Here is a 13,973-nt window from a genome sequence, read left to right on the forward strand (position 1 = left end):
CTCAACTTAAAAATATTTTTAAAAGCTGATACAAAACTTAATAAGCGCCCTTACCAAACAAAACAATTCTAGCCGTTTCCACTAAAATATCTAAATCTAAATTCAACGACCAATTATCGATATAAAATAAATCTAATCGTGCAGCATCATTAAAATCTTGAATATCAGAACGTCCCGAAATTTGCCATAGTCCTGTAATTCCGGGTACAACCTGATGGCGAATGTGATGCCAAGCTTGGAACTTTTCCACATCGCGCAGAGGTAAAGGACGCGGGCCGACTAAACTCATTTGACCCATTAAAACATTAAATAGTTGCGGTAGTTCATCTATACTGGTACGACGCATCAAATGACCAAAGGGAATAATACGCGGGTCATTCTTCATTTTAAACATAATTCCGTCTTGGCTTTCGTTGTGGGCTTCGAGTTGACTTTGGAGTTGAGAAGCATTATTCACCATTGTCCGAAACTTCCACATATAAAAAGTTTTTCCTTGTAACCCAGTTCGTTCTTGACGGAAAAAAATTGGGCCTTTGGACGATAGTTTAATGATTAAAGCGATGATTAAAAAGAGAGGAGAGAGTAAAATAATGCCAACAAAAGAGCCAATAAAATCAATAATACGCTTAACTCGATAGTCCCAACCTACTAACAAAGATGTTTCTACCCTGAGTGTGGGTAGCCCGGCCATAATTTCGGAAACACCCCGACGATACAGAATTTCTCGACTAGAGGGAAGTAAGCGTAATGTAATCCCAGTGCGGCGTAAATTCCAATATAAAGCCGATGCCAAGTCGGTTTGAGGGAGATCTTCTGCTAAAACTTCTACCGCCTTTGAAGCTAAAATACTGTTTAATGTGGTTGATGAATTAGCGGTTGAGGCTAAAGCTACACCGACGACCTGATATTGAGAACGTCGTTGTAAAATTTGAATTAGCTTCGGTAGTTGGGACGCAGACGCAATGATAAAAATCGGTTTTTTGGGTTTTCGCGTTTGGATTTGTCCTAAAATGAGTGTAGCCACAAGACGACCGAATAAGACAAAGACAACACTACTAAACCACGCCGTAAAAAAAAGTGAACGGGGCGGATCAACTTTAGGATCGTAAAAATAGATTAAAACTAAAGAAAGAAGATAGACAGAACTGATCAGTTTAACGGTTCTCAGATAATTTTGGCTACTTTTGGGAACACTATATAAATTTCCTTTGGCAAATAAAAGCAGCGTACAACCCACAAAAACCCAGAATAAACTCGGTATATCAAACCAACTCCACCAGACGAGTTGAGGGGGTAAGGGAGAATAAAACTGATTTAAGTAACGGGCGATCTGCCAAGCACCTGCTAACGCTAGAATATCACTGAGTAATAAGATTGCTACTCGATACCCTTGTTCAGTCGGATGACGAACCCATTGGAACGGACGAGATGCGCGAATGTCCTCGGAAAAAGAATAAGATTTAGTCTTAAGTTTCATCATTGAGCTTTTTTGGGCATTCTTAAAGGCTAAATATTCCTGAATCAACCTAATTCCCTTGGGTTGTTCTATGATTAGCATTCCCCAACTGAGTCAAATAATTAAATTGTTGTTAAAAATTCTTTACGGGTTTAAATTTTTGGTGTAATACTTGTAACCCAAACAACAGCAAAAAACTCGGATTATTAATTAAATAGCGTCGCCAAAGTCTTTTAGGTTCAGTAACCAGACGATATAACCACTCTAACCCCATCTGCATCATCCAGCGTGGCGACTGGGAAACTTCCCCACTATGAAAACGAAAAGCCGCACCAACACCAATCATAACCGCTTGTAATCCTTGTTGGCGAGACATCCATTCCTCTTGTTTTGGACAGCCCAAACCCACTAATACTACTTTAGCTCCCGAAGATTCAATCATAGCTCGATCGCGGGCTTCTTCTTCTGGAGTCAAAGAACGAAACGGCGGTGCATAAGTTCCGACAATTGTCAAGTCTGGAAATTGTCTAAGGAGATTAAATTTAAGTTTTTGTAAGGTGTTTTCGGTGCCACCATAGAGAAACAACGGAATATTTAATTGTGCAGCGCGATCGCACCAAGCTAACATAAGATCAGGCCCATAAACACGGCGTTGTCGTCTCATTCCCAGTAGTCGCATTCCCCAGACGAGAGGCATTCCATCGGGTGTAATTAGTTTAGCTTGATTAATTATGCGTTGATAGCGTTTGCGCCAATAGCCCGTCATGACAACATGAACATTAGCCGCTACGATGTAACAAGAAAGATTCTGCTCGCACCATGTTTGAATGCGATCGCAAGCATCTTCATAACTTGTCGCATCAATACGAGTGCCTAAAATACTTTGGTGAGAAAAAAGAGAGCCTAACATCGAGTTAACACCTTCCCAAACTGGACTAAAATAGAGATAATTTTAGAGATTCTGTAGTTAGGATACCCATCCTTTTCAAAAAAACACTCACTACGATACTTTTTAGTTAATGCAACGTTCTCGATATCGGACTTTGGGACAAATTGGACAAGGACAATTTGGTAAAGTATTTTGTGGGATTGATCGAGAAAATGGGCAAGTTTTTGCCCTGAAAGATTTAGATATAAAACAGTTTCCGACTCGGAAATTTTTACGGGAATTGTCCTATTTAGTCAGTTTAAAGCATCCGAATATTATTTCTTTTCATGGGATAGAACATCATCAAGGTGGTAGATATTTAGTAATGGATTATTGTGAGGGTGGAACCTTACGAGAGTTAATGGAATCAGGACAAAAAATTACACTTCAATTAATCTTAAAACTGGTTCAAGATATTTTATCCGCTTTAGTCCATGCTCATCGCAAAAAAATTATTCATTGTGATATTAAACCAGAGAATATTTTACTCAAAATTACTTCGACTGGATACATTGCTAAACTTTCAGATTTTGGGATTGCACGATGGTCAGAAGAACAATTACAACCCTATCATAGCGGGGGTTATACAGGTTCGCCAGCTTATATGGCACCAGAAAGATTTTATGGGAAATATTCTGCCGCTTCTGATCTTTATGCGGTAGGTATTTTATTATATGAATTATTAGTTGGTTCGCGTCCTTTTTCGGGTTTTCCTAAAGATTTAATGGCAGCCCATTTAAGTCAATCATTTAATTTATCTGATACGATTCCTCTCTCTTTACAAACGATTATTGAAAAAGCGTTACGAAAGTTGCCGCAAAGACGTTTTACTAATAGTCAAGAAATGTTAGAAGCAGTTCGTTTAGCCGAGCAAGAGTTATTAGGCAATTCATCTGATAATATTTTTTTTATCCCGTCTTCTAGTTCTAGTTTAAATAATTTTTCTCAGATTATTAAGAAAGTTTATTTGAGTCGTAAAATTACCAATTTATCTGTAGTGCAAAATTGGATTTATTGGGTAGAAAAAAATGTGCTTATGGTTCAATTTTATTATGATAAAACAGATTTAGAATTTTTTCATGATTATAAAATAACTTTTGAAGATGAAATTATTAAATTAGAGTTTAGTTCTAATACTGTTTATATATTTACTTTTTCTGAAGAGTCTAATCTTTATACACTATATCATTTTTTTGTAGAACAAGAACAACTAAAAAAATTATTAACATGGTCAGCAAACCAACTAATTAGTAGTATAGATATTAAGGGAAAATGGATAGCGATCGCTTTAAATTACCAAGAAATTAATATTTACTCATTGCAAGATTTCAAATTCATTAAATCTACTATTACTGAAGGAAAAATTCAACAAATTATTACGCTAGATCAATCACATTGTTTAGTGATTCATCAATCTACAAGTGAGCATACTTTATTCCAAATCTTTAATCGTCGAGGAAATTTATTTAAAGCTTTTTCAATTACTTTAGCGATTGAATTAGTCACCTTAAGTAAAGTTGCTGATTATGAAATATTTGCTATAGAAACAAATAAACCATTTTTAGGACTTTTAATTAAATTAAAACCTTTAAAGATTACTCGTATTCCCTTACCGTTTAAACCCTCTTTCGTTTTAGCCCAATCTTGGGGATATATTTTAGCGAGTTCATTGGGTGAAATTATTGTATTAAATGCTCAAGGAATAATTCAGGGTGAAATAAATTTATCAGCCACAATTACAGCTATAACTACTTTAAATGATGAGAAGATTTTAGTAGCAACAGAATCCAATAATCAAAGCTGCTTACAACAATTAAGCCTTAAAAAAGATTTTTAAGAGAAAACGTCTGATGAAACAATAGCAGCAATACAGTAACCTGAGTTTTGTTTAAAATAATCAAGGAATAAATTCTATAGTGAGTAATTAGTACGCTCCTTGATTAAAATCCCTGTCTTATAGTTTAAATCGGTTTTAACCGACTAATCTTTCTGACTTAAAAATTCATTTTAATGGACTTTAGCTATGAGATAGTGAATTCATTCACTGGCTATGCAGGCTAATTTTATCGAAAACTCAGGTTACAGTAACTATTATAAATCTACTAAAATCCGCATTTATCGATACAAAATAACCTTACAGTTGATTAAAAATGGACTTTGCTGTAGATTTAAGAGTATCGCCTAAATCCGCTAACGTTTGGACGATTGGCTGTTGAGTTTGTAGAAACATACGAGCGCAGTTTCGCCCTGGCATTCCCGAAATTGAGCCACCTGGATGAGTACCAGCACCTGTGAGAAATAAACCCTCAATTGGTGTTTGATAGTTGGCTAACTCAGGAAGTGGACGGAAAAACATCATTTGATCGAAAGACATATCCAAATGATAGTAATTCCCCTTGAGTACTCCGACTCGTTCTTCCAGTTCTGGAGGACTTTCAACGCGACGAGCAATGATGGCTGATTTGATATTAGGAGCATATTCAGCGAGTTTTTCTAGAACACGATCTGCTACTTGCTCTTTTAATTCCTCCGTCCACCCTGTCCCTTTTAGACCCGTTCCCTCGGCTCCTGCAATTTGATAGGGGGTAAAAAACTCAATCCACAGTGTATGTTTTCCTTCTGGCGACAGGGATGGATCAAGTACACTTGGCACTACCACATACATAGATGGATCGTCAAGAGGAATTCTACCTATTTCTGGCTCTGTATGAGCAAGCTCTACTTGAGTCACAGAATCAGCAATTAATACCGCACCAATTAGATATTCATTTTGATGATTGTGATGCACAAAGCGGGGAGGTTCACTCAGGGCACAGTCAATCTTTAGAATCGCTTCATTGTGATTGAGGATGCGTCGCTCAACCCGTTCTCGTAACTTCGGATCGGCCGCATCGACATCGGCGGGATCGATCAACTGTAAAAACAGTCGTTTGGCATCTAAACTAGAAATAATTCCCCGTTTTGCGCGATATTCTTGACCATTAGTCAATTGTACACCGATCGCACGTCCTTCATCAATTAGAACACGTTTAACAGATTGTGATGTACGGATCTCGCCCCCTAAACTCTGGACACATCGAATGAGTGCTGCTGTCAACGCCCCCGTTCCCCCCAAGGGACGTGCCATTCCTGGATTATGACGCAAGGCCATCATCATTGAGCCGATGGTCATGGTTTTTTGAGAGGGTGGTGAGCTTAGTTCCGATGCTAACCGAGCTAAGGGTGCTTTGAGAAATTCTGAATCAAAATACTCGTCGAGAAGATCCAACGGACTCGTAAACATAGTTCGTACTAAGTCTAGCGTTTGATTTGTTGACCCGACTAAGGAGAAAAGTTCTTTTAGTTGAGTAATGTTGTAATTGCCAGCAATATCTACTATGGATTTTGGGGGAGCATTAAACACGGGCGTAACTGCACCGATCATTCGCTGCCAAAAGTCATTAAATTCCCTATATTTTTCAGCATCACGGGAACTATAGCGGGCAATCTCAGCGCAGGTCTTCTCGACGGAACGATGCGCCAAAAAGTATTTACCATCGGGGTGAGGACAAAACACAACGGGATCACAGAAAAGATATTTTAACCCGTATTTAGTTAGTTCCAAATCTTGAATAACAGGCCCTAAATGGATAAATACATGATCGATCGCACAGGGACTAAACATAAAGCCTGGAGCCGCTTCGGGCATCAATTCTTCTGTTGTTGCTGCTCCCCCTGGAATACTTCGCCTTTCGAGTAACAAGACCTTATATCCCGCTTTGAGTAAATAAGCAGCACACACCAGTCCGTTATGTCCTGCACCAATAATCACTACATCATAATCTTCCATATCTAATTTCAACCGTAAAGTATGAATAACACCAAAAAAGAGGTTAGAAAGCTATTGAAATGTTGTCGCTACTGATGGCAATACTGCTGGTTCGTCATCAAGAGAGAGCAAAAAGTGAATCAAATCTGATTGCTCTTGGGGTGTAAAATTAGCCTGTAGATCAACCCAGTATTCATGTCCGCTACCATCGACGTTTGTGGCCTGTAAATCGGGATTTTCTCGGTTGACTGTAACTGCTGTTTGTCGAAGATTTCGATCAACTAATACCCGCAGACTCGCTTCTGGATCTGGTGTAATGTTACGCATCAATGTACCCGCTAATCCTATTTCTTCTTGATTTGCGATCGTATAAAAACCATCAGACTCTTGTTTCAATGCTTGTGAACTTGCCGCCACACCCCCATCATGTAGATATGGATCAGTCAAATACAGCCCGATCAAGCTTGGTACTTTATAGCCCCCTGCTGGATCACTAATAGCGTATGCTAAATCTCGTACATCTTTTGGAGTAATATCCAGAGGAACGGAGACCACTGGTGGATCGGTGGGAAGTGGTACATAAATATTACTTGGATAGGTTTCGGGCGCGATAAAGATTTGAGGAAACTTAGCGAGGGCGGATGCTCGTGAAGGTTGAGTTTTCACCTCTTGGGCCCGAATAACATCATGATTGGTAAAATATCGCCCGCTATGACATTCATTACAATTGGCTTTTTCAAATACAGCCGCACCCCGTTGTAGAGATGGGATATCTTGCGTCTTGACAGGTGGAGGAGCAAGAGTATTTTGATAGGCTGACATTCCGTTGATTTGCGCTCCCACTGGAAATCCTGGAGAACTTGCCATCAACCCATCAAGAATAAATATTGAACCTTTGGGAAATCCAGGCATTTTAACCACTTCGTTGATGCCGACTCGACCTGGAGTGGGGTCGTTTTTTTCAAAGAATACCGAAGGTTTCGCCCCTTCTGGTAAACGAAATTTCGGGTTAGCCGCATTTTGCAGAGGTACGCCTAAATAGGTTTCTTTGTCAATACCTAGTAGATATTTAGCCGCATTAGAAGCGTTTGTTGGGTCGGAGTTAGTCGCATGAACGTTGTTATTAAGCGATGTCAGCCCATGAAACCAACCTACCGAAGCAAAACCACTCCAACCGTAAGGCCAAGCATCGAAGGTGTAAGATGATGGTATTTGAGAGGGATTATTTTTATTGTCGCCTGATGAATCAAAGTTACCCGGTGGCCACGCTAGTAACTGGGCATCAACCGCATCTTCTAAAGCTTTTGGGTCTGGTAAACGAGCTTTTTCTCCAGAGGTATTAATATAAGTATGTTCCCCGGAAGGAATAAGAGTTGGGTTCACTCCAGTCTGACGAAACATCGCGGCGGAATTGGTGGCCAAGGCTTGTAGTAAACCTGTATTAATATCGATATTGGGTGCGCCCTCGATGATGCGTCCATCTTTATCTAGAGTGGCATGACAAACCGCACAAGTGAGACCGACTCGCACCTTAGCACCTTTTTTGTGAACCTGCATTCCCAACGGTATTAGAGAACCAGCGCTCACGTCCAAACCTGTATTGAGGACGGTTCCTGCTTTAAAATAGCGTCCGCCAACGGTAACATCTTTGTCAAGGGTGATTTGTAGATTGGTTGTTGGTTTACCTTTAAGGGCGGCGATCGCTTTACCCATACTCACCAAATTAATCGGGCCATCAATAGCACCTAGTATATCCGTAAAAAAATATTCATTACCAAAGGTTTCACGATAAAAACTATCACGACCTAAGTTAATTAAATTTTCTGTGATGGAAATAGCCCCATTCTCTGGCGCAAGTTTTACAGCCCCTGACTCGGTTTGCAACAGTTTGTCAGCTTCGGCTTTATTAATAGTGTAACCCAACACATCATAGGAGCCGATTTCTTGGGGTGTCGTTTGGGTAAAAGGAGTATAAGTATTATCTAGTTTAGGCGCTCTTGTTGGTAGGGAAAGTTCCAGAAAATAACCCAGAAAACCGACAAAGATCAGCACACACAGGAAAATTAAAATTGAACCTAATGCGTTTTTTGGCACTATGGAGGTGACATTCATCAGCCATTAACCTTAACTATATAGTTGTAGGTTAAAAGTTTATGACCGTCTCATCATCTCTCTAATGAAAGAGGTAGAAAAAATTCAATTATTTTATGTTGTGGCGAAAATGACGAAATATGGGTAAAAAGACCAAACCCCTACAGTTTGAGGTATGAAAGTTTTTTTTATTGATTACTGTTTACTGTATCAAACCCATACAATTTCTATGGATTTAGGATAAAATAATTATTTGATAGAGATAGATCATGATTCGATGAATAACAAAATTCTGGCTAAATCTTTAACTCTTCCCTTAGTCTTTTTAAATTCAATTAGCCCTGTATTTGCTCAAAACCTGCCAGTAGAATCTCATGTACAATCAGTCGTATCTCATCTGGTTGGAATAATGGATACTAGCGCACAAGCCGCAGCAAATCCAAAAAAATCGAGTGTACGGATGACGACTTGTACTGTTACTGTAATAGATGAGCCAAAATCGGTTTATCTTTATCAAGAACAAGCTTTAAATGAATCACTTGATGAACCTTATCGTCAACGTATTTTAAATATTAAACCAGCTACAGAACCCAATACCATAGAATCAAAATCTTATAAAATTAAACAGCCAGAAACTTTTATCGGATTTTGTCAAAAACCAGAAAATACAAGACAATTAAAACTGAATGATCTTGCTGAAGCGGGTTGTAGTGTATTCCTAAAACCTATTGCAGACGGATATAAAGGAGAAACACCAGCACAAGGATGTCCCGCAAATGTAAGAGGGGCGGTAAAAATTACAAATACGGTTATTCTAAACTCATCTGGGATGGAAACTTGGGATCGTGGGTTTGATGCAAATGGTCAACAAGTTTGGGGCGCTCAAGATCAATCTTATCAATATCGCTGGCTAAAATGAAGCGGTATTAAAAGTTAATTTTCTCTCTAATTGGGTAGAGTCTTTATATGATTTTTCCCTAACTTTAGATTGATGTAAACCAGTTGTTAAGATTGCTTAACTGATAAGTGAAGTAGCAATAAAAAATGTAGAACAATGCGTAAAATTAATATAGGACTTACTCCAGAGCAAAGACAAGGTGTCATTGATTTATTAAATCGTGATGTAGCGGACGCTTATTTACTGCTCATTAAAACTAAAAAATTTCATTGGGATGTAGTCGGGCCACAGTTTTTAACACTTCACAAACTTTGGGAAGAACACTATAACGCTCTAACAGAAAATATTGATAGTATCGCCGAAAGAATTAGAACATTAGGCGGCTATCCTGTCGGTACTGCTGATGGTTTTCTTAAGCTTGCTTCTATTAAAGAAACACCAGGTGTATTACCTACAGCGACAGAAATGGTTAGTCAATTAGTTGATGATCATGAACAAGTTATCCGCAATTTACGGGAGCATATCGATGCTTGTGATGAAGAATTTCATGATCAAGGGACAGCAGATTTCTTGACAGGTTTGATGGAACAACATGAGCAGATAGCTTGGATGCTTCGTTCTTTTATTGAAGGACAAACTCTTCAACCCGATGGTTCCTCTCCCATGAAAGAAGGTAATAAAGTTGGTGCAGGTGTTTAATTAATATTTAATGATGTAGAGGTTCGGTGGCTTGCGCTCTATTTAATTAAACATTAGATTTGATGTAGGGGTTTGGTTGCCAAACCCTATTTAATTTATTATTAGATTTTTACTCCCAGTCAGTCTGAGCAATTTTTTTCACATAATCTAATTTAGCAATTGCCTGTAAAATTTCCTTCCATTTAGGATTATGAGTATTCCCAATACAAAGATACTCATTGTTGTTACAGCCGATTCTTCCTCGACTATGAGGATAATATTGAATAATAGGATCTATAGCGATAATTTCTGATAAAAATTGCTCATCACGAGGAATACAAAACTCATAATCAATTGATCTTAAGTTATTTGAAGATCCGACTAACCCATCAGCAGAAATTCCCGAAAGATCAAAGGTTATTTTATTTAATGAGGTTAAATTGTCTTGAGACAAAGCATTTGAAGAATTGCTTAGTAATAAGAAAAAAGCAAATGATAGAGAAATAAGCGGATAAGATTTGAGCATTGTTATAGATTTTATGAGGGTTTAGAGACCAAATTCATACATTTTAATCAAAATTATATGAGGGTTTAGAAATAAAACCTAAAAAAAGCGATCGCCACCAAACACAAAAAGAAGCCCGAAAAACATATAGGATAGTATGAGTAAGCCTTTCATGAACCGTAGCTCATGTAACTGATGTAACTCTAGTCCTATGAATTTAATTACATTACAAAATTATCTCGACAACGCCTCATTTTTAATTCTGTTTATCACCATGCTAGTTTATTGGGGAGGTGCAGCCTTTCCACGTATTGCCTATCTTCAAATGCTTGGAACCGCAGGCGTTAGTATTGCTAGTCTCTGCATTGCTGCATTACTCGGCGCTCGTTGGTTAGAAGCAGGATATTTCCCTATCAGCAACCTTTATGAGTCTCTTTTCTTCCTAGCTTGGGGTGTTACGGTGGCTCATTTAATCGCAGAATGGATGAGTCAGAGTCGTTTAGTGGGTGTCGTCACAACACCTGTAGCGATGGCTATTACGGCTTTTGCTGCTTTGACTTTGCCCAAAGATATGCAAGCTTCTGCGCCCTTAGTTCCTGCATTAAAATCAAACTGGCTCATGATGCACGTTAGTGTCATGATGATTAGTTATGCGGCTTTGATGGTGGGATCTTTATTAGCGATCGCTTTTCTAGTGGTAACACGGGGACAAGAAATTGAGTTACGCGGGAGTTCCGTCGGTACAGGTGGCTATCGTCTAAAAAATTCTCTTTCTTCTAGTCAACCTACTAATACAACCTTAAACGCTAAAAATGTAGGTGGAAATACGGCGGTGATGACTGCGGTTAATACAACGACTACTATCAATACACTTTCGCCACAACGCTTAAGTATTGCTGATACGTTGGATAATATCAGTTATCGCATTATTGGTTTAGGTTTTCCTTTGCTCACCATTGGTATTATTGCGGGTGCAGTTTGGGCAAATGAAGCATGGGGATCTTATTGGAGTTGGGACCCTAAAGAAACTTGGGCGTTTATTACTTGGTTAGTTTTTGCCGCTTATCTCCATTCTCGCATCACTAGAGGATGGCAAGGGCGCAAACCTGCAATACTCGCGGCTAGTGGTTTCGTGGTGGTTTGGGTGTGTTATCTCGGTGTAAATTTATTGGGTAAAGGTCTACATTCTTATGGCTGGTTTTTCTAAAGGCTGTAAGTGACACATCTTGCTACATCATCAAGGGTTATGACGATGATTGTTTCGGCCATGCACTTCTGTCCATGATTATAAGTGCAGTCAATCACATCGCACTGAGAAACTTCGCCGACTTCTATTCCGACCTGCTTGACTTTTCTCTTCTTTTGTGTATATGTATAGCACTCAGCTAACCCATTTTCAAAAGTAACTTTAATTGCGCCCGCATTGCATTGCTGTTCGTGATTGTAGGTGCAATTAATCGCATTACATTGACAAACAAATCCTAAATCCATATAATCCTCTCTGGCTGACGGTCTTTTTGAACCATTAGCCATTTAATTTTAGGAATTCTATCACAAGGAATTAAGCCGTTTAAGTAACAATAATGGCAAAAAAAGAATAAGTCTTTAAGTAAAATCAAAAAATTTTTTTAACCTTGGCATAATTTTTGTTAATCAATATGCTCAATGATAGCCCAACAATGGTCTATTTTTTGTTTAATTTAAAAGAATCGCTAATATAGATTTTTAATAATTAAAATTATCAATATTTATCATATATTAATGAGCGTAAATAATAACAATACTCTTTATAATATAAACAAGAATAATTTAAAGCATTTTGATAAATTAGGGTTTAAATCAATACTTTAAATTGATTTTTATCAAAGAACAATTAGCGTTTGGTGTAAGGAGTAATCGTGAATAAATTACAACTCGTTTCTATCGGTGAAAAAATTGTCTTATCCTTTCTAGCTACTACGTTAGGTTGGGTAACTGAGAGTGCGATCGCCTCTGAAGTCATCCCCTCTAAACAATCGATGGCTCAAATTACCTCAGTTTCTGAACTGCGGGACATATCGCCTAATGACTGGGCATACGAAGCCCTCAGAAGCCTTGTAGAACGCTATGGCTGTATCGTTGGTTATCCCGATCGCACCTTTCGCGGAAATCGTGCTTTAAGCCGTTGGGAATTTGCGGCGGGGTTAAATGCGTGTCTTAATACAATAGAACGATTGATCCAAGAAGGCGTTAGTCTTTTAAAAGAAGACATCGACAAACTGAAACGTTTAGCCCAAGAATTTGAAACAGAACTCGCCGTTTTAGGGACGCGAGTCGATAATTTAGAGCAGCGAGTGGCTTTCTTGGAAGATCACCAATTTTCTACAACGACTAAACTCAGTGGAGAAGTTATCTTTTCAATAGCAGGAGCAACGGGGGGCGAACCCGATACAGACGATGCCCAGATTGTTTTTAATAATCGAGTACGGCTCAATTTAGTAACTAGCTTCACTGGACAAGATGCACTAATTACAGGTTTACAAGCTTATAATTTCAACTCTCGTGCAGGGGGTGGTTCTAGTATTGGTGAGGTGCTATTTCCTAATGATAGTTCAATCCTGAGCGATTCGATGACAAAACTCAGTTATGAGCCGCAATTCCCGGGGTTTAATCCACAGACATTATCTCAAGGATGTGGTAACAATAGTGTTTGTCTCTATAAATTGTTATATCTCTTTCCAGTCGCTAATAACTTCAAAGTATTTGTCGCTCCCTTGGCAGAAACAACCGATGCTTTTCCTACGATCGTACCTTTTGCCAGTGAAGGACAAGGTGCTGTTTCTCGTTTTGGTGCGGTCAACCCAGTACTCAGAGTCTCTGGGGGAACTTCCCAAACGGGTCTCGCAACGGCGGCGGGTTTTATTTTCACTCCCGATCCTAAAGTTGACTTTCGGGCCCTCTATGCTTCTGTTAATGCTGCATTACCTAACAATGAAGGTTTTCCCGGAACGCCTCTGGGTGCAGGTTTATTCAACGGGAGTTATATCGCCGCGACACAGTTAACCTTGAAACCGACCAGCAGTCTAGATATTGGTCTAAATTATTCTTTTAGCTATCACCAGATTAATATTCTGGCTACAGGTTTAGCGGGATCATCTACTGGAGTATTAGGAGGTTTACCCCTAACGACTCCTGTTAATATTAATGCTGTTGGTGCGACATTAACTTGGCGTTTTAGTTCATTTGCCCACTTCACGACTTACGGATCTTACTTTTTTGTAGATCAAGCAGGTTCAGGAGGATCAGCTTATACCCATCTCTCTAGTTGGATGGCGGGCTTGTATTTTCCCGATGCCCTCAAAAAAGGCAATACAGCAGGTTTATTATTCGGACAACCGCAATATCGCACGACAGCAGGTAACGGGGCAACACGCCGAACCTCTAATATTGATTCTCTCGCTACTCCCTATCAAATCGAGGCTTACTATAATTTCAAGGTGACTGATAATATTAGTGTTACACCAGGTGGTTTTGTGATTTTTAATCCAGAGGGTGATTCTGACAATTCAACCACTGGAGTAGGAGTATTGAGAACAACTTTTTCTTTTTAGAAGTTTGACTTAAAGCCAT

At 38.9% G+C, this 13,973-nt stretch carries 11 protein-coding genes; 5 read left to right on the forward strand and 6 right to left on the reverse strand.

Annotation, left to right across the window (positions count from 1 at the left end; translation table 11 throughout):
- Positions 1 to 37: 37 nt before the first annotated feature.
- The gene (locus C7H19_RS11020; RefSeq protein WP_245927452.1) at positions 38 to 1,558 is read right to left on the reverse strand and encodes a sugar transferase; all 1,521 of its coding nucleotides are present in this window, start codon (positions 1,556 to 1,558) and stop codon (positions 38 to 40) included.
- A 31-nt stretch (positions 1,559 to 1,589) separates the two neighbouring features.
- Entirely contained in the window at positions 1,590 to 2,366 is a 777-nt protein-coding gene (locus tag C7H19_RS11025) for a WecB/TagA/CpsF family glycosyltransferase (RefSeq protein ID WP_106456935.1), read from the reverse strand.
- 109 nt (positions 2,367 to 2,475) lie between these two features.
- Between C7H19_RS11025 and C7H19_RS11030 the strand changes: the two genes are divergently transcribed.
- Entirely contained in the window at positions 2,476 to 4,221 is a 1,746-nt protein-coding gene (locus tag C7H19_RS11030; protein ID WP_106456936.1) for a serine/threonine-protein kinase, read from the forward strand.
- A 297-nt stretch (positions 4,222 to 4,518) separates the two neighbouring features.
- On the opposite strand, the gene crtO is transcribed toward C7H19_RS11030, so the two are convergent.
- Both crtO and C7H19_RS11040 read right to left on the reverse strand, forming a co-directional pair.
- Positions 4,519 to 6,213 carry a beta-carotene ketolase CrtO gene (gene crtO, locus C7H19_RS11035; RefSeq protein ID WP_106456937.1) on the reverse strand — a complete coding sequence of 565 codons (1,695 nt, stop codon included), beginning with the start codon at positions 6,211 to 6,213 and terminating at the stop codon, positions 4,519 to 4,521.
- 51 nt (positions 6,214 to 6,264) lie between these two features.
- Positions 6,265 to 8,304, reverse strand: a complete 2,040-nt coding sequence (locus tag C7H19_RS11040) for a hypothetical protein (protein WP_106456938.1) — start codon at positions 8,302 to 8,304, stop codon at positions 6,265 to 6,267.
- Positions 8,305 to 8,560: 256 nt separating this feature from the next.
- Between C7H19_RS11040 and C7H19_RS11045 the strand changes: the two genes are divergently transcribed.
- Both C7H19_RS11045 and C7H19_RS11050 read left to right on the forward strand, forming a co-directional pair.
- Positions 8,561 to 9,202 (forward strand): chromophore lyase CpcT/CpeT, encoded by a 642-nt coding sequence (locus tag C7H19_RS11045; protein WP_106456939.1) that lies wholly within the window; start codon positions 8,561 to 8,563, stop codon positions 9,200 to 9,202.
- Between the two features lie 135 nt (positions 9,203 to 9,337).
- The gene (locus C7H19_RS11050; protein WP_106456940.1) at positions 9,338 to 9,880 is read left to right on the forward strand and encodes a Dps family protein; all 543 of its coding nucleotides are present in this window, start codon (positions 9,338 to 9,340) and stop codon (positions 9,878 to 9,880) included.
- A gap of 109 nt (positions 9,881 to 9,989) precedes the next feature.
- Here C7H19_RS11050 and C7H19_RS11055 read toward each other — a convergent pair whose 3' ends face one another.
- Positions 9,990 to 10,385, reverse strand: coding sequence for a hypothetical protein (locus C7H19_RS11055; protein WP_106456941.1), 396 nt, complete (start codon positions 10,383 to 10,385; stop codon positions 9,990 to 9,992).
- 190 nt (positions 10,386 to 10,575) lie between these two features.
- Here C7H19_RS11055 and ccsB point away from each other — a divergent pair, with 190 nt between their 5' ends.
- Positions 10,576 to 11,571 carry a c-type cytochrome biogenesis protein CcsB gene (ccsB, locus tag C7H19_RS11060; RefSeq protein ID WP_106456942.1) on the forward strand — a complete coding sequence of 332 codons (996 nt, stop codon included), beginning with the start codon at positions 10,576 to 10,578 and terminating at the stop codon, positions 11,569 to 11,571.
- On the opposite strand, the gene C7H19_RS11065 is transcribed toward ccsB, so the two are convergent.
- Complete coding sequence (locus C7H19_RS11065; protein ID WP_106457015.1) at positions 11,568 to 11,897, reverse strand: DUF1540 domain-containing protein; 330 nt, start codon at positions 11,895 to 11,897, stop codon at positions 11,568 to 11,570. The genes ccsB and C7H19_RS11065 overlap by 4 nt on opposite strands.
- A 452-nt stretch (positions 11,898 to 12,349) precedes the next feature.
- Between C7H19_RS11065 and C7H19_RS11070 the strand changes: the two genes are divergently transcribed.
- Positions 12,350 to 13,954 carry an iron uptake porin gene (locus tag C7H19_RS11070; RefSeq protein WP_425428896.1) on the forward strand — a complete coding sequence of 535 codons (1,605 nt, stop codon included), beginning with the start codon at positions 12,350 to 12,352 and terminating at the stop codon, positions 13,952 to 13,954.
- The last annotated feature ends 19 nt before the right edge of the window (positions 13,955 to 13,973 follow it).

Source organism: Aphanothece hegewaldii CCALA 016 (assembly GCF_003007785.1).
Lineage (GTDB): Bacteria > Cyanobacteriota > Cyanobacteriia > Cyanobacteriales > Microcystaceae > Chroococcus > Chroococcus hegewaldii.

Excerpts from the sequence above, each read along its gene's own strand:
- C7H19_RS11040 (WP_106456938.1), bottom strand. The coding sequence starts at position 8,304 with ATGAATGTCACCTCCATAGTGCCAAAAAACGCATTAGGTTCAATTTTA.
- C7H19_RS11025 (WP_106456935.1), bottom strand. The coding sequence starts at position 2,366 with ATGTTAGGCTCTCTTTTTTCTCACCAAAGTATTTTAGGCACTCGTATT.
- C7H19_RS11020 (WP_245927452.1), bottom strand. The coding sequence starts at position 1,558 with ATGCTAATCATAGAACAACCCAAGGGAATTAGGTTGATTCAGGAATAT.
- ccsB (WP_106456942.1), top strand. The coding sequence starts at position 10,576 with ATGAATTTAATTACATTACAAAATTATCTCGACAACGCCTCATTTTTA.
- C7H19_RS11030 (WP_106456936.1), top strand. The coding sequence starts at position 2,476 with ATGCAACGTTCTCGATATCGGACTTTGGGACAAATTGGACAAGGACAA.
- crtO (WP_106456937.1), bottom strand. The coding sequence starts at position 6,213 with ATGGAAGATTATGATGTAGTGATTATTGGTGCAGGACATAACGGACTG.
- C7H19_RS11065 (WP_106457015.1), bottom strand. The coding sequence starts at position 11,897 with ATGGCTAATGGTTCAAAAAGACCGTCAGCCAGAGAGGATTATATGGAT.
- C7H19_RS11045 (WP_106456939.1), top strand. The coding sequence starts at position 8,561 with ATGAATAACAAAATTCTGGCTAAATCTTTAACTCTTCCCTTAGTCTTT.
- C7H19_RS11055 (WP_106456941.1), bottom strand. The coding sequence starts at position 10,385 with ATGCTCAAATCTTATCCGCTTATTTCTCTATCATTTGCTTTTTTCTTA.
- C7H19_RS11050 (WP_106456940.1), top strand. The coding sequence starts at position 9,338 with ATGCGTAAAATTAATATAGGACTTACTCCAGAGCAAAGACAAGGTGTC.